At 58.8% G+C, this 16,127-nt stretch carries 17 protein-coding genes and 1 tRNA gene; 3 read left to right on the top strand and 15 right to left on the bottom strand.

The window, feature by feature from the left end:
• The 15 genes from gcvH to FJY67_00865 all read right to left on the bottom strand — a co-directional run bounded on the left by gcvH (position 1) and on the right by FJY67_00865 (position 14,620).
• A complete protein-coding gene (gcvH, locus tag FJY67_00795) occupies positions 1–393 on the bottom strand; it encodes a glycine cleavage system protein GcvH (GenBank protein MBM3327996.1) in 393 nt (130 codons plus the stop codon).
• Positions 394–493: 100 nt separating this feature from the next.
• Positions 494–1,825, bottom strand: coding sequence for an acetyl-CoA carboxylase biotin carboxylase subunit (gene accC, locus FJY67_00800; GenBank protein ID MBM3327997.1), 1,332 nt, complete (start codon positions 1,823–1,825; stop codon positions 494–496).
• Positions 1,825–2,316, bottom strand: coding sequence for an acetyl-CoA carboxylase biotin carboxyl carrier protein (locus FJY67_00805; GenBank protein ID MBM3327998.1), 492 nt, complete (start codon positions 2,314–2,316; stop codon positions 1,825–1,827). The genes accC and FJY67_00805 overlap by 1 nt, the downstream gene beginning before the upstream one ends.
• A 21-nt stretch (positions 2,317–2,337) precedes the next feature.
• The gene (gene efp / locus FJY67_00810; protein MBM3327999.1) at positions 2,338–2,898 is read right to left on the bottom strand and encodes an elongation factor P; all 561 of its coding nucleotides are present in this window, start codon (positions 2,896–2,898) and stop codon (positions 2,338–2,340) included.
• A gap of 36 nt (positions 2,899–2,934) precedes the next feature.
• Positions 2,935–3,372 (bottom strand): hypothetical protein, encoded by a 438-nt coding sequence (locus FJY67_00815; GenBank protein MBM3328000.1) that lies wholly within the window; start codon positions 3,370–3,372, stop codon positions 2,935–2,937.
• Between the two features lie 327 nt (positions 3,373–3,699).
• Positions 3,700–4,662 carry a hypothetical protein gene (locus FJY67_00820; protein MBM3328001.1) on the bottom strand — a complete coding sequence of 321 codons (963 nt, stop codon included), beginning with the start codon at positions 4,660–4,662 and terminating at the stop codon, positions 3,700–3,702.
• A 32-nt stretch (positions 4,663–4,694) separates the two neighbouring features.
• The gene (locus FJY67_00825) at positions 4,695–4,964 is read right to left on the bottom strand and encodes a DUF2442 domain-containing protein (GenBank protein MBM3328002.1); all 270 of its coding nucleotides are present in this window, start codon (positions 4,962–4,964) and stop codon (positions 4,695–4,697) included.
• Between the two features lie 7 nt (positions 4,965–4,971).
• Positions 4,972–5,190: a DUF2283 domain-containing protein gene (locus FJY67_00830; protein MBM3328003.1), complete on the bottom strand. Its 219-nt coding sequence runs from the start codon at positions 5,188–5,190 to the stop codon at positions 4,972–4,974.
• Positions 5,191–5,193: 3 nt separating this feature from the next.
• Positions 5,194–5,454: a DUF4258 domain-containing protein gene (locus FJY67_00835; protein ID MBM3328004.1), complete on the bottom strand. Its 261-nt coding sequence runs from the start codon at positions 5,452–5,454 to the stop codon at positions 5,194–5,196.
• Between the two features lie 10 nt (positions 5,455–5,464).
• The gene (gene ligA, locus FJY67_00840) at positions 5,465–7,459 is read right to left on the bottom strand and encodes an NAD-dependent DNA ligase LigA (protein MBM3328005.1); all 1,995 of its coding nucleotides are present in this window, start codon (positions 7,457–7,459) and stop codon (positions 5,465–5,467) included.
• Between the two features lie 122 nt (positions 7,460–7,581).
• Positions 7,582–8,313, bottom strand: coding sequence for a signal peptidase I (gene lepB / locus FJY67_00845; GenBank protein ID MBM3328006.1), 732 nt, complete (start codon positions 8,311–8,313; stop codon positions 7,582–7,584).
• Between the two features lie 230 nt (positions 8,314–8,543).
• Positions 8,544–10,340: an elongation factor 4 gene (lepA, locus tag FJY67_00850; GenBank protein ID MBM3328007.1), complete on the bottom strand. Its 1,797-nt coding sequence runs from the start codon at positions 10,338–10,340 to the stop codon at positions 8,544–8,546.
• 42 nt (positions 10,341–10,382) lie between these two features.
• The gene (locus FJY67_00855; GenBank protein ID MBM3328008.1) at positions 10,383–11,591 is read right to left on the bottom strand and encodes an N-acetylmuramoyl-L-alanine amidase; all 1,209 of its coding nucleotides are present in this window, start codon (positions 11,589–11,591) and stop codon (positions 10,383–10,385) included.
• Positions 11,564–12,730, bottom strand: a complete 1,167-nt coding sequence (locus FJY67_00860) for a hypothetical protein (protein MBM3328009.1) — start codon at positions 12,728–12,730, stop codon at positions 11,564–11,566. The genes FJY67_00855 and FJY67_00860 overlap by 28 nt, the downstream gene beginning before the upstream one ends.
• 48 nt (positions 12,731–12,778) lie before the next feature.
• A complete protein-coding gene (locus FJY67_00865; protein MBM3328010.1) occupies positions 12,779–14,620 on the bottom strand; it encodes a hypothetical protein in 1,842 nt (613 codons plus the stop codon).
• A 389-nt stretch (positions 14,621–15,009) separates the two neighbouring features.
• Between FJY67_00865 and FJY67_00870 the strand changes: the two genes are divergently transcribed.
• The 3 genes from FJY67_00870 to FJY67_00880 form a co-directional block, all read left to right on the top strand.
• Positions 15,010–15,501, top strand: a complete 492-nt coding sequence (locus FJY67_00870; GenBank protein MBM3328011.1) for an HDIG domain-containing protein — start codon at positions 15,010–15,012, stop codon at positions 15,499–15,501.
• 22 nt (positions 15,502–15,523) lie between these two features.
• A tRNA-Leu gene (locus tag FJY67_00875) sits at positions 15,524–15,612 on the top strand.
• A partial coding sequence (locus tag FJY67_00880; protein MBM3328012.1) for a cation diffusion facilitator family transporter occupies positions 15,583–16,127 on the top strand: 545 nt, incomplete at its 3' end. The genes FJY67_00875 and FJY67_00880, both read left to right, overlap by 30 nt.

Consider the following 16,127-nt stretch of genomic DNA (forward strand, 5'->3'; position numbering starts at 1 on the left):
TCAGTGGCCTCCGGAGGCAGAGACCAGCCGGTGGTAGGTATCGGCATCGAGCAGGGTGTCGATTTCGCCCGTGTCGGCGATCTGAATCCGGATGATCCAGCCGTCGCCGTAGGGTGACTGATTGATCAGTTCCGGCTGCTGGTCGAGCAGTCCGTTGACGGCGACGACTTCGCCCGAAATCGGGGCATAGAGGTCGGTGGCGGCCTTGACCGCTTCGATAGAGCCGAACGGCTTGCCCTGGGTGACGACGGTTCCGATATCAGGCAGATCGACGAAGACAATATCGCCCAGTTCCCCCTGGGCATAGTCCGTTATACCGACCGTGCCTTCGCCCTTTTCGGCGCGAAACCACTCGTGGTCTTTGGTGTAACGAAGTTCGGGTGGGATGTTCATTGACTCCTCAAATGTTGTAATTGCTCGGGTGAGGGCGGGATAAATCCCACCCTCCAAGTAGTCTAATCGGGCGGGATGAATACCGACCTCCATGTTTCTATCACGCCTGAAATTCTTCCATAAACCGCGTCGAATAGGCGCTCGTGCGGAAACGTTCGTCGCGCAGGATGCGCTTATGGAGCGGGATGGTCGTGGCGATGCCTTCGACGACGAACTCGTCGAGAGCCCGCAGCATCCGGGCGATGGCTTCCTCGCGGTCGTTGCCGTAGGCAATCAATTTGGCGATCAGTGAATCGTAGTGCGGGGGGATCGTATAGCCGGCGTAGGCGTGGGTATCGACGCGGACGCCCATCCCACCAGGGACGTGAAAAGCCGTTATCGTGCCGGGAGAAGGCGTGAAATTGCGGTCGGGATCTTCGGCGTTGATGCGGCATTCGATGGCGTGACCCTCGATAGCCGGAAGGGATGGCGGCTGTTCGCGCCCGCTTACGGCGAGGATCTGTTCCTTGACGAGATCGGTGCGAAAGATCTGCTCGGTAACCGGGTGCTCGACCTGGATGCGGGTGTTCATCTCCATGAAGAAGAACTCGCCGCCCTGAACGAGGAATTCGATCGTCCCGGCGCCGAGGTATTCGACCGCTTCAGCGCCCCGGACGGCGGCATCGGTCAAGTTTCGTCGCAAGTCTTCGGAGATCACGGGCGAAGGCGCTTCTTCGATCAACTTCTGATGCCGTCGCTGCACTGAGCAGTCGCGTTCTCCGAACGAGAGCGAGCGTCCGCTACGATAGCCCATCACTTGCACTTCGATGTGCCGGGGGCCTTCGAGGTATCTCTCGATATAGACCGATCCGTCGGCAAAGGCGGTCTCGGCTTCGACCTTGGCCATGCCAAACAGGCGGGGGAGATCTTCCGCGGTCTTGACGACCCGCATACCTTTTCCACCGCCACCTGCGGCGGCTTTGATGATCACCGGATAGCCGATCCGGCCCGCCTCGGCCATGGCTTCCTCTTCAGACTGGACGGCATCGCGCGTGCCGGGCAGGATCGGAACGCCGGCTTCCTCCATCGTCCGCCGGGCAAGCGCTTTGTCGCCCATTTTGCGGATCGTCTCGGGGGCGGGGCCGATGAAGGCGAGGTTCGATTCGGCGCAGATTTCGGCAAACTGGGCGTTTTCGGCGAGGAAGCCGTAGCCGGGATGGATGGCATCGGCGCCGGTGATTTCGGCGGCGCCGATGAGACGGGGGATGTGGAGATAACTGTCGCGCGACTTCGCCGGGCCAATACAGATGGCTTCATCGGCGAACCGGACATGGAGGGCATCGGCATCGGCCTGGCTATAGACCGCCACTGTTTTCAGCCCCAACTCCCGGCAGGCGCGGATGACCCGGAGCGCGATTTCGCCGCGATTGGCGATCAGGACTTTCTTGAACATCAGGCCGGGTCGATGCGGAAGAGCACCTGCCCGAACTCGACCGGCTGAGCGTTTTCCACGAGCGCTTCTACGATCCGCCCTGAGACTTCGGCCTCGATCTCGTTCATCAACTTCATCGCTTCGATGATGCAGAGCACTTTGCCCGGCTTGACCTGATCGCCCGGCTGGACATAGGGCGGTGCCTCCGGCGCCGGCGCCAGATAGAAGGTGCCGACCATCGGCGACTGGACTTCGATCAGTTTCCGTGCCGGCGCGGCGACCGGCGCAGCCGCAGTGGCATCCGGCGCAGTCGCGGGTGTAACCGGAGCGGCAGATGCCGGCGGCATTCCCGCAGGAATCGGAAACATCGCCGGGAATGGGATCGCAGTTGCCTGCCCGGAGGTATTCGACTTGGCAATTCGGACGCGCGATTCGCCCTCTCCCAGTTCGAGTTCGGCGATGTCGCTCGACTCGACGAGTCTTACAAGCCGTTTGATGTCGGCGTAGTTCATTTGCGGGGCCTTTCGCCCTGGTTAGCGGACCCGTTCGATATACTGACCGGTGCGGGTGTCAACCCGGATGCGCTCGCCGGATTCGACGAAGAGCGGCACTTGCACGGTCGCGCCGGTCTCGATCTTCGCGGGTTTGGTAACGTTCGATACTGTGTCGCCTTTGACGCCCGGCTCGCACTGGACGATCGTGTATTCGATGAAGAAGGGGATTTCGATAGTGAGCGGCGTCTCGTCGTTGAAGGCGATCTTGACGATCTCGCCTTCCTTCAGGAAGAGCGCGGCATCGCCGACGACGGCTTCCGGCACCGCGACCTGTTCGAAGGTCTCCTGGTCCATAAACTGGAAGTGGTCGCCGTCGTGGTAGAGGAACTGCATCTGGCGCGGGTCGAGTTTGATGATCTCGATCTTTTCGCCCGAGCGAAGCGTCCGGTCGATCACCTTGCCGGTAACGATGTTCTTCAAGGTGTTGCGGACGAAGGCGCCGCCCTTGCCGGGCTTGACGTGCTGGAAATCGACGATGGTCCAGAGCCCGCCTTCAAGGTCGATGACGACGCCCTTTTTGATGTCTGCGGTAGTTGCCATTCAGATGATGATGATGATGATGCTAATGCACACGGTTTAGGTTAAATGTTCGAGGTCATCGAGGTCGCGGTGGCGGCCGGCGGCTCGCTTGTTGGCGATCAGGCTGGCGCGGTCGATGAGGGATACCTTGATGCCATCGATCTCCACCATCTCTCGCTTCGCAAAGCAGTCGTCGAAATCGACGCCGGAGATGGAGGTCAGCAACTCGATACGCTGCGGCGGAAGCCCCATACGAATCACCTTGTTCTTCTGAACGAACGACTCCCGGTTCAAGTCCGGCAGATCGAAGCCGAATTCTCGAATTGCCAATACAATTCGATCAGCATTATCGGGGTCGATGGCCACCCATAGGTCCATATCCCCTGTCGCGCGCGGGTAGCCGTGAACGCCGACCGCAAAGCCGCCGATGAGCAGATACCTAACTTTGTGGGAAGTCAACAACTTCAAAAATTCTTTGAAGTCGCTGCTGAGCAAGATCGCCAAAGTTAACCTTGCGTAAGTATTCGATGTGCGCCAGACGCTCGGCAAAGGTGCGCGAGCGCCAGTATTCGTCCGCGTCGTCCTTGTCGTTCAGGTCGGCGACGGAGAAATGGGCGCGGGAGAGTGTTTCGGGCATAATGAACAATGACTAATGACTAATGACTAATGTTGATGCTGAGCTGATGCTGATGGGCTTCCGAAATATCACCCTGAACGAATTGAAGGGTCTCAACCGGTTGATCGCACCCCGGTAGGGCGGGAACATAGGCGGTGTAGCCGCCCTCGGGGGAGGGTTCAAGGATGATTGAAGTTTCATTGTCTTTATCTCTTTATATTGCCCAAGTTAAGGTATCCATCCGGCCAACCCTGGTGCTTTCTATGAAAAGGAATTTTCTTTATGATATCGCCGATTCCAATTGTCCTGATCCCCTCCGTTAACAACCATACGAGGGATGCCGCTGCCGCCTCAACTAAAAGTATTGCTTCTTGAAGGTAGCGATACTCGGGCAGCGTGTCTTTACCCTTTTGTTTGTTGTCTGTCTTGCAGATTTCACTCCAAAATCCTATCCACAGCGACTCTGCCCCAAAGAGTGTGTCAAGAGAAACCTTATATGGTGCGAAAGGCTTCACATAATCACCTCCATTATTCGGGCCGTTTTCCCTTTCAATTACTGGCGAGACAAAGTACCACCACTTCGGCTGTCGCTTTGCGTGCTCTATATATCGAGTTGCGAATTCAGATGATTGACCTAAGTATAGGCCATTTGGAGTGTTCAGCATATATAGCCCCCTTCGATCTTCGTCCAAATAACTTGGGGGTTTGCCGGTTCCAACAACTGCTTCCATTATTGGAAGCGCTTGATATCGAAAAGAAATTCTGTATCGATGAAAATTCTCCTTTTCCGCTCTTGGATCGACCCCAATGAGTATCGCATCTCGCGCCAACACTCTGATTCGCAAATGAGATGGCAGGTGCAAGAGGGACCAATGACTACGCCAATAAGTTGCGTCAATCAATTCCAATGGACTCGCTTTTGGATCCTTACTAAACGATCTTCGTAGCACTTGGAGTCTCTCTCGCGCTGCAGGATCCTTCAAAGGTTCTATTCCGAGTGCTATCCTCGCGTTCTGAAGATATTGGAGTGCCTCGCCTACCTTCTTCGGTGGAATAGAGGCCCATAAATACTCCCACGCCAATGAGCGCAGGAATACCCTGTCATATGGAAGAAGGGAATCAAGAGTGGTCTCGTAATTACTCGGGGATTCACCTGCGTCCTTCTTCACTCTAGCACTCATACCTCCACCACCTCCTCTTTCTAGACGCGGACGGTTAGCGGGGTGCCGGTGGCTTTGGCGTAGAGCGCGAGCGGATCGATGTCGGCATCGTTGGGCCAGCGAATCGCGCCGAAGTCCTCGTCAATGGTAACTTGACGAAAGTATGCCGGATCCCTGAGCGGCGCATAATAATCGCCTTCAAAACCCGTCAATTCTCCAATGTCAACCTCGCCTGATCTGCCGTTCTTGAACCAGACCTTGATCTGGTAGCCGCCGGTCAGTTCGAAGCGGGTGACGTTTCTCTTTGCCATCGAAATGCTACCGGCTGCCACCAAACACCAAATCTTCAAGCACGATTTGCCTGAAGGTCTGTTTATCTCCAAGGCGCGTGGAAGCATCGAGGATTTCAAGCCCCGCAAGATGTCCCTCGGAATCATAGTCAGCGGCTATTCCTTCAGAGAGATGCTCAGTTGTAACGGTGGCGTCCCGAAATCGAATATAGAGCGCATCGACGCGGGAGTCGTAGGTGATTTTCATGATTTACTCGTTGAAATAATAGGTGTATACCGTAATGATGACAATCGTGTCGGTCTCAAGAACGAATATTGGTCGAACCTGTTTCAGATGATAACCTATCCCATTCCAAACGTCGTCGAATCTGAAATTTAGCCTGCATTCATACCGATCTGCTTTAGATTTGATCCACTCTGCAGTTCGTATTGCCTGAATAACTTCTGCAGGGTTTGTGCCTCGATGTCGCATCTGCTCAAGGGCATGTTCTGAAAACTCAATTTCCTTCATTGATAGATGCTCAAGACTCGATCATCAATGCCAACTCCGCTTCCCCGATCACCTCCACGCCCAACTCCCTCGCCCGCGCAAGTTTCGACCCGGCATCCTTCCCCGCGACCAGATAGTCGGTCTTTTTGCTGACTGACGATGAAGCCCGACCGCCAAACCGGCGGATCAACTCCTCGGCGTCCCCGCGCGACCAGCGCTCGAGCGTCCCGGTGATGACAAAGGTCTTCCCCGCCAGTTTCCGGGGAACCTCGGCAGTCGCGCCTGAACCCACCCCCAGTCCGGCAGCCTTCAGTTTAGCGAGCAGACGCTGCTCGTTCGGATCGGCAAGAAACCGGACGATCGACGCGGCGATCTTTTCGCCTACATCGGGGATCGCGGTCAGATCGGACTCGGCGGCCGACTTCAACGCAGCGAGCGATGGATAACGACCGGCCAACACCCTCGCCACATTACGCCCGACATGGCGTATCCCCAGCCCGAAGAGGAGCCGGTCGAACGGCTTGGACTTCGAGGCCGCTATTGCGGTGATCAGGTTCTCGGCCGAAATCTCCGCCAGCCGGGGCAGTGCCATGACCTGCTCGACTGTCAGTCCGTAAATGTCGCCGGCGTCCCGCACCAGACCGGCTCCAAAGAGCAAATCGACGGTCTTCTCGCCGAGGCCTTCGATCTCCATCGCCGTCCGCGATGCAAAGTGAACGATCCGCCCCTTGACGATGTCGGGGCAGTGAGGATTGACGCAGCGCAGGACGGCTTCCTCGGCGTCCCGGACGAGCGGCTTGCCACAGGTCGGGCAGAGCGTCGGTATCTCTATTGACGCCGCGTCTGAGGGACGGCGCTCGATGACGACTTTCAGCACCTTGGGGATGATCTCGCCGGCTTTCTCGATCTCGACGAAGTCGCCAATCATCACCCCGAGCCGGGCGATTTCGTCGGGATTGTGGAGCGTCGCGCGCTTCACAATCGTCCCTGCCAAGAGCACCGGCTCCAGTTCGGCGACCGGAGTGACGGCACCGGTCCGACCTACCTGCCAGGTTACGCCGTTAAGCCGCGTGACCGAACCTTCGGCGACGAACTTGAAGGCGATAGCCCAGCGCGGCGACTTGGCTGTCGCGCCTAACTTCTCCTGACCCGACCGGTCGTTCAACTTCACGACGATACCGTCGGCGTCGAAGGGGAGGTCGTCGTGATGTGTCTCCCATTCCCGCCAGAAGTTTTCGACCCCGGCAATGTCCTTGCAGAGACGCCATTTGGCCAGCACGGGGAAGCCGGCTTCGCCAAGCCATGTCAATACTTTGCTCTGCGCCCTCAGCGCGACGCCGTCTGCATAATAGGCGAAGAAGCGGAGCCGCCGCCTGGCAACTTCGGCGGTGTCGAGCATTTTGAGCGTCCCCGCTGCCGAGTTGCGGGGATTCATGAAGGTCTTCAAACCGGAGGCTTCGCGCTCCCGGTTCAGCCTTGTGAAGTCGTCGCGCCGATAATAGACTTCGCCGCGCACTTCGACGTGTCCCGCTACAGTATCCCCGGCAAGAACCAGCGGAATGTCCCGGATCGTCTTCAGGTTGGCGGTTATGTCATCGCCGATGCGTCCGTCGCCGCGGGTTACGCCGCGCACCAGAACACCATTTTCATAATGGAGGCTGACCGCGACGCCGTCGATCTTCAGTTCTGTAACATACTCCGGATCACCTCCGAGCAACTCGCGCACCCGGCGGTCGAAGTCGCGCAGTTCCTCGAAGGTGTAGCAATTCGCCAGCGACATCATCGGCACGGCGTGAGCGACCTGACGAAAGCTCTCGAGCGGCGATCCGGCGACGCGTTCGGTAGGCGAGTCATGCGAACGAAAGTCGGGCCAGGCCGTTTCGAGGTCGATCAGGCGCCGCATCAGGCGGTCGTATTCGACGTCGCTGACGACAGGCGCAGCCTCTTCATAGTAAAGGCGGTCGTGATGCCGGATCTCCGTCCGGAGCAGTTCGATCTCGGCCTTTGCTGCAGTCCGGTCGTTCATTGTCGCATCACGGACAAATTAAATCCCAAGACTGACAATTTACACCTGCCCGGACGAAGAGGCAACTACAGGACGGCAGATGATGGCTGTTGTGGAGAGTGATGCCATGGCCAACAGCCGGGTTACCGGATCAGATTCCCGATGCGCTCCCACCGGACTTTCCTGTTAAGGCGGTAGAACGGCTTGGAAGCATCGTATGAGAAGTAGATCACCAGTGCCTTGCCGATGACGTTTCGCTCCGGCAAGAAGCCCCAGTAGCGGCTATCGGCGGAGTTGTCGCGGTTGTCGCCCATCACGAAGAGGTGCCCGTCGGGGACGGTCGCCGGGCCGTAGTTGTCGCGGTTGCGCATTTCGAGGTTTTTCGGGAAGACCGCCGGCTCGACATAGTCGCGCGGGTAGGTCAACTGGCTCGTCCGCTTGGAATGCGGCGGGTCGTTAAAGGGCTGACCATCGACATAGACGATCTTCTCCCGAATTTCGACCGTTTGACCGGCGGTGGCGATGCAGCGCTTGATATAGGAGAGGTTGGGGTCGAGCGGAAACCGGAAGACGACGATGTCGCCCGACTTTGGCTTGGCGAATCCGGGCAGCCTGGCAAAGGGGACGAAGACGCCGGCCCGGGTGAACGGAATGCCGATCCAGTCGGGCGTCCGGATGCCATAGACGAACTTGTTGACGAGTAGAAAATCGCCAACGAGCAGCGTATCCTCCATCGAACCGGTCGGAATACGAAAGGCTTCGACGATCGCCAGCCGGATCGCAAAAACGATCAGGACAACCGAGACGACCAGTTCGATCCATTCCCGGACCGGCCCGATCCGCTTCGAACGTTCGATCTTCTTTTGCCGCCGCAATTCGCGCCAGTTCCGGTAGCGCTGCCCAAATCCGTGGTCATCGGGCGGATGAGTTTTCGTTGATGGGGAGATGTTCAAGGTTCTCAAATCTTATTGCTAATCAATAGCATTGCATTGCCGGGGGCAGTTTATAGTTATCCATTCCGAGAGTTGATGTTCGCTTAGGGTCGGATTCCAATCCGACCATCCCGTCGGGCGATTTGGAAATCGCTCCTGCGCGCAGCACGATGTCAATCCGCCTTTAGGATCGCCATAAAGGCCTCCTGAGGCAGTTCAACGCGGCCGATAACCTTCATGCGCTTTTTGCCTTCGCGCTGCTTTTCGAGCAGTTTACGCTTGCGGGTGATGTCGCCGCCGTAGCACTTTGCCAGGACGTTCTTGCGCATTGCGCGCACCGTCGAGCGGGCGATGATCCGGCCTCCGATGGCGGCTTGAATCGCCACCTCGAACATCTGACGCGGGATCACCTCAGCCAGTTTGTCCACTACCCGCCGCCCCCAATTATAGGCTTTATCCTCGTGGACGATCACCGAGAGCGCATCTACCATTTCGCTGTTTATCAGGATGTCAAGCCTCGAAAGTCGGGTCGGCTCCCAGCCGGTGTGCTCGTAGTCGAGCGACGCGAAGCCCCGGCTGACGGACTTAAGTTTGTCGTAGTAGTCGTAGATGATCTCGGCGAGCGGCAGTTTGTAGTGCAGGAGGACGCGCTTGGGGTCGAGATACTCGGTGTTGAGGTGCAGCCCCCGCCGCTCGGTCGTGATACCCATTATGGCTCCGATAGCATCCGGCGGAGTTACGATTTGTGCCGAGACGATCGGCTCTTCGACCCGGGCAATGGCCGTCGATGGCGGCAGGAGCGTGGGGTTGTCAATCAGGATCACCTGCCCGTCTGTTGTCGTCACCCGATATTCAACGTTGGGAACGGTGGTTACAAGGTTGAGACCGTATTCCCGTTCGAGACGTTCCTGGACGATTTCGAGGTGGAGCAGGCCTAAGAAGCCGCAGCGAAAGCCAAATCCCAGCGCGACCGAGGTTTCGGGCTCATACCAAAGCGATGCGTCGTTGAGTCTTAAGCGCTCCAGTCCGCTCTTTAGTTCCTCATAGTCTTCGGCCATCGCCGGGAAGAGGCCGGCAAAGACCATCGGTTTCGGTTCACGGTAGCCGGGAAGCATCCCCACATCGGGAAAGGCTGGATCGCCAATGGTGTCGCCGACACGGGTCTCGGCAACTTCCTTGCAGCCGGGGATCAAATAGCCGACTTCGCCGGCCGCCAGTTCCTCGCCCGGATACTTCTTCAGCCGCAGGTAACCGACCTCGTCGATCAGGTATTTCTTACCGGTGGAGTGAAAAACGATCGTCATCCCCGGCTTCATCACCCCGTTGACGACACGGACATAGGGAATGGCTCCCCGATAGGTGTCGAATTGCGAATCGAAGATGAGCGCTTGCAGCGGCGCGTCGCTGCGTCCCTTTGGCGGCGGGATACGGGTTACGATGGCGTCGAGCAGTTCTGCGGCGCCGGTGCCTTCCTTGGCGCTGACGGAGAGGATTTCGTCCGGCGGACAGCCGAGCAGATCGACGATCTGCTGGCGCGAGCCATCAATGTCGGCAGCCGGGAGGTCGATCTTGTTCAGCACCGGGATGATGGTGAGGTTGGCTTCAACGGCTTGATAGAGGTTGGCGATGGTTTGCGCTTCGACGCCTTGAGCCGCATCGACGAGCAGCAACGCGCCTTCGCAAGCCGCCAGCGCCCGCGAGACTTCATAACCAAAGTCCACGTGTCCGGGAGTATCGATCAAGTTTAGACGGTATTCGCCGTCTGAGGGGCGCCGGTAAGTCATCGCCACCGCGTGAGCCTTGATGGTGATGCCGCGCTCGCGCTCGAGATCCATATCGTCGAGAATTTGCGGCATACCGGCTCCGCCCGCAACGACGCCGGTCAGTTCAAGCAACCGGTCGGCGAGGGTCGATTTGCCATGGTCGATATGGGCAATGATACAGAAGTTGCGGATGCGCTGCGGATCCATTCCGAGTGGTCTGGCGCCTCGATGGGAGGAGGCGCCGTGAAGTTACTGGTTGTTGTTTAGAAAGTGAATTATCGTCTCGCCCATTCCTTCGGCCAAGGTCTGGCGAAACGACCTGGTCTTCAGTTGTTTCGCTTCCTGAGGATTGGTGATGAAAGCCATCTCGAACAGGATCGCCGGCATCGATGCGCCGACCAATACATAGAAACCGGCTTGATCGACGCCGCGGTTCTTCAGCCCGGCTTTAGGCGCAACGCGCTCTTGGACCAGTCCAGCCAGGCTCTGCGATTCCCGGGTAAAAGTCGCCTGCGCCATCGAGAGCAGGATGAAGTTCTCCTCCGTGATGTCGCGGTAGTCTTCGGGCGAATCCTCCAGGTGGATCACCTCGTTTTCAAGGAGCGCCACCTCCATTGCCCGTGCGGTCTTTGCCGGAGCCAGGAAGTAGGTCTCCATTCCGCCGGCCTTCTTGTTTTTCGCGGCATTGCAATGCAGACTGACGAAGAGTTTGCCCCCGCTGCGATTGGCAATGCGGGTCCGCTCGGCGAGCGGGATGAAGATATCAGTTTCACGGGTCAGAATGGTCCGGATGCCCTTTTCGCGAAGGACTTTGGCGAGGCGCAGACCGACGTCGAGACAGATTTCCTTCTCTTTCAAGCCTCCGGACCCGATGGCTCCCGGATCCTTGCCGCCGTGCCCGGGGTCGATTACGACGACATCGAGAGCCCAGCGCTCGCGGTCGGCCGCCAGACGCCGGTTCGTTGCGCCGTTATCGACTGCACCCGGTGAAGGTCCTTTAAAGTGGATGGAGTGCGATTCGGGTTCGAACCGGAGTTCGATGCCGGTGAAGCGTTGGATCAACCGGCAGAGCGAGCCGCTTTCTGCAAAGCAGCGCCCGTCTTCCTGCAGTACCGGGAAGAGAAGGTTGCCCGTTTCGGACCCGATGACGACCGCCGCTGTACCGTCATGAAATCGGAGGCTCCTCCCGGAGAGGACGACCTCGAGTCCGGCACTCTCATCCTCGACAACCTGCCCCCCCAGGCGTCTTGCCAGGGCTGCAATATCGATCCACGCACCACTGCCCACCGGTCGCGATGGTATGGTATCGGGTGCGCTGACTCCGGAATGATAACAGAGGACGTAATCGACCTCGCCCTGCGCATAACCGGTTCCGCTGCTGAGCCAAAAAGCGAGCGCAAGGCACGCGGTCGCACCAAACCAGCGCCTGATCACTGCCGGAGCGACAGCGCCGACCATCTCCCGGCAATCGAATCGGCAAGCGACATTACGCAGTCGGCGTAGAAGGACGATTTGTTATACGTCAGAATTGCTTTTCGGCGTCGGATGCGGTCGGGGCTTTCAGGCCAGCCGTTCTTTCTCAAGTAATTTGCGATCGAGGCTCCCGCATCGGCCACCCGGTCGAGGTCGATTACGCCGTCGCCGTTGCCATCCCTGCCATAGGCGCGGTAACTCGACGGGATGAACTGGCAAAGTCCGAAGGCACCGGCAAACGAGCCGGGCGTGGCGAGCGGATCGACGCCGCCGTGGCGTGCCATATAGAGCAGGTCGCGCAACTGGCTTCGCGCCCAGAGTGCCCGGCGGGTGAGCCGGGCGGTCATTTCCGACCGCGGGTAGTCGGGGGGCGGCGATAGGACGGCTTGAATCTCCCGCACATCACCGAGCGCCAGCGTCCAGAAGACGTTGAAGACCGACTCCTTGCCGGTGAAGGTGCCGAAGTTGGTCTCCACCTTCATTATCGCAAGAAGAAATTCGGGTGGAACGCCCCCCTGACCGGCAGCCGGCGCGAGCGCGCTGCGGTGGAGGTTCCAATATGCGATCGACTGCTCGACGGCGTCAAAGGTCAGGTTATGGGCATATAGCGCTTCATGTTCGACAAAGGTCGAATTGCGCACCAGCAGGTCGCCGCGAAATCTCACCCGGCGATCGTCGAGCAGCAGTGCCAGGTGGTCACGATCATCCTGCTTCCAGCCTTGCCGTTCGACCACTTCGAGGAGCATCCGTTTGAGCGATTGAAGATCGGCGGTGTCGGGAACGACCTTCCCGGCGAGGGGCGTTGCGACCCGACCGGCAACCGGCGGACTAACGGTCTCGGCCGGTTTCGCAGTGTTATTCGACCCGACGGGAACATCGACCGGCGGATTCGCATTCTGAAGAGAATCGGTATACGGCTCGACGGTCGGACTCACAATTACGGCCGGGGTCGCTGCGAAAGACTCTGTGGCAGCCACGCTGATAACAGGCTCACTTGCCGGGTTACTTTCCGGATCGGGCGATGCGCTCTCAGGAGTGCCAAACCGCTTGTTCATCCCGTTGATAATCAGGATGACTCCGGCGACGGCAAGGCCAATCGCGACAACGTTCCAGAGGCGGCTCATTTCAGTGGACTGAGAGAAGATTCCAGAGTGAGCGTCCGTCCGGGGAGGTCAAATGTCAATCGCATAGGAATAACTAATATAGCCTTCAAGATCGCCCTTATCAACGGCGTTGAGGTAAGTTTGGGCAGCCATCAATCCAAACCAACTGCGACCCGACTGCCCGACAAGCGAAACCGACCAGCGCATTCCCCGGCCGGATAGGCGCACCACCCGCATCCGGTCGGGCAAACCGGACTCTGAAAGATAAATGGGCAGCGCAGCTGGCGTGTCGAACCAACTTCCGGTGAGGCTTAGTGTGCTACTTCCGGGCAATCCAAGACGTTCGGTCGAAGTCTCGTCTTCGTAGCGAATCAGCCCGAGCCAGCCGGTCTGACGACCGGTCGTCGAAGGTGACCTGTAACCGGTCTCCAGACCGGCGATGAAGGCATGCCCGTAATGCGAACCGTAGTCGGTCCGGTGTAAATAGCGCACCCGGGAGACGTCGGCTCTTTCGATAGCACCGGCTTCGCCGTGCCCGATGACGTCGCGCTGATGCCGGAGGCGAAGCCGCCCCGAGTGGATCGGATTATAAGCGAATTCACCTTCGAGCGAGGCTTTGGATTCAGAGTGTGGCTCGGGGACTGTTACCGTCCGCGCCGGACGGTGCGTTGCTTCGAGGTAGAGCGCCAGTTTGGAGAGTTTGAACAAACGGCCGTCGAATCGAGACTTACGGAACGATCTATGAAGACTTGCCGCAACGCCCTGCAGATTGGACGCTTGATCTCCTATCGGCGATGCTCCGGCGGGATTCCGGTATTCGGGCGGCAGGTCGAAGGCGATCAGATGGAGCGACGGAATATCCCCATCCCGCTTCCGATTCAGCGTAATGCAACGGGCCCGGGTGCGGTTCCGGTCAGAAGCGATCTCCCCGAAAAGTCCGGTGATGCCGGCTTCGAAGCCAAGACTAAGACCGGCCGCACCGGCGTTGCGTCCGGCTAAAGGATAAGGGTAGCGGACGTTCGGCATCGGCTCGAAGGGTGGTTTATACTTCCCCTGCCAGCCGGAGAGTCCGGCGTTTAGGGAAAGGTCACGGGCGATTCGCTCCCGCCACTCTATAGCCCCTCCAACGGCAGACTCGACGACCGAATCACGCTTGCGCGCTTCGCCGGGTGTCCGGTGCAAGCCTCCGTCGGAGAGGCGCTCGATCCGGCCGTCGGGTGTGACGATGGCATCATAGGGTGTCTTCGATGTGAAGAGGAGAACCTCCCAGGCTCCAAATTCGCCTCGAACTCCGACGCCTCGAAAGGACTTATTGAGACGGGTGCCGGATGCCGGGGAGAGGGTCGGGGATGGCTTCCGGTAAAGGGGCGAAGACGGAAATAACGAAAAGTATGCGGGAATCTTACCGACTGCCAACCCCAAGCCGCTTGAAGTATGGAAATCCCCGGCGATAATATGCAGGGACTCGCGGTCGTAGTCGAGGTAGAAGCGGCTTAGGTCATCGAAGCGCGGCTCATATTTATCCTTATCTAAGGTGGCTCCCGCCGACCAATTTGGGTGAGTGGCCTTATAACGTTGGACGATGCCGTAAGGCGAACCATCGTAACGATTCTCGTCAACACGGCTTCCCGGTCCAAACCGGCGGTCGATCCGACCCCTCGCTTGCAGGCGGATTGGGAACCGGCTGCCGGGCGGGGATGCGAAGGCATCGCTCCAGCCGGGCAGGGCTGGCTCGATGAGCATCTCTTCAAGGTCATCCGCTTCGATCCAGTCGATGGGGTAGATGGGAGGTGTCGTCCAGAGGATGTCGGACTGGAGAGGAAGCGGCGAAAGCAAGGTAACTTGAAATGACGCAGCGGCGAGGAGTAACTTGAGGGGAGAGCGACGGAAGCGTCGTTTGCTGGTAGCCATTAAAGACAATATAGACCGGCTCCACACTGGGCACAAGCCGAACGATCGGGCAAAGAAGGGACCTGGTGTGCGGCGGACTTGATTTGCGCTTGTCATCGCCCTATTTTGAAGGCAGGAGTAGTGGAGACCGGCGATATTGCGAGATCCAACTCCCGCCGGATTTGTTATAATTTCCCCAATCCGGCGGCAGGCGTGCAACTGGACGCCCTTGTCCGGTTGCCAATGGGCGGACGGGGACGTCCGCCCGCACTGCTTGGGTTTACCCATTGGGTGAAGTTTTTCATCGGTTGCCGCTGGCTTAGGGTCATACTACAATCTGAAGAGCAAAACGCGTGAGCATTCGTGCACTGGAGCACTGCTTCCCGCAGTTGGAGCGAATAGGGGCTGAAATGCTTCGTCAGCAGGTCCGGGAGTGCTGGCTGATGGCTATTTCCGAGGGCCGCTGGGAAGTTGACGACCTCGAAGCGATTCCCTTTAGTTTTTTGGGAACGCCCGACATATCGCTTGCCGCGCATACCCGCAATGTAACCGATTCGGCTCTGGCGCTGGGGAGGGTGCTGGGTCCAGCCTATGCGGGGCATTTTCGGATCGATTTCGACATTCTGCTTGCCGGAGGATTGCTGCACGACGTCGGCAAGTGTCTCGAGTATGAGCGTCGTCCGGACGGCACATTTGCCGTCAGTCCCGACGGAAGACTTCGCCGGCATCCGATCTCGGGAACTGCACTGGCCGCCCGGTGCGGGCTTCCGGAAGCGGTTCAGCACATTATCGCGGTTCACTCCCGGGAAGGCGACGGCGGATACCGGTCGCCGGAGGCATGGATCGTCCATCACTCCGACTTCGTCAACTTCGAACCGCTTCGCCGCGGAGTGATGCCTTGACACTGCCGATTTGAGATAGATTGCGAGAGTGGCGGAACTGGCAGACGCGCCGGACTTAGGATCCGGTCCGCCCAACGGTGGATGGGGGTTCGACTCCCCCCTCTCGCACCCCAACCATCCGGAACCGGACAGGACTCCGAAATTACCCGACCTTCAGGCGACACCCGCACTACAGACAGCGACCTGATACGCGAAGCGCGCGAGATCAGCGCGGCGACCCGCATCGGTCTCTACTGGAATCTGATCCTCGGAGCGCTAAAGTTTGCCGCTGGACTGTTGGTCGGATCGCTCGCGCTCCTGGCCGATGGATTTAACTCGGTTGCCGACGTCCTGACCGATCTGGCGCTGATCGTCGGCGCCCGAATGGCGGCGCGTCCTCCCGACCGCAGCCACCCCTTTGGGCACGGCAAGATCGAAACCTTTGTCGCGGGGGGCGTTGACATCGGCGTCATCGTCGTTGGAGCCGGCATCGTCTGGAGCGCGGTGGAGGCTTTGATGGGGGGCAGCAAGTCGCCTATCGACGGCGTTCCGGTAGTTTTCGTCTCGGCAGGGACGATCGTCGTCAAGGAATGGCTCTTCCGGCGGACGCGACTCGTAGCGGCGCGCTGCCGCAGCGCTGCGCTGCA

It is taken from the genome of Calditrichota bacterium (assembly GCA_016867835.1).
Classification (GTDB): domain Bacteria; phylum Electryoneota; class AABM5-125-24; order Hatepunaeales; family Hatepunaeaceae; genus VGIQ01.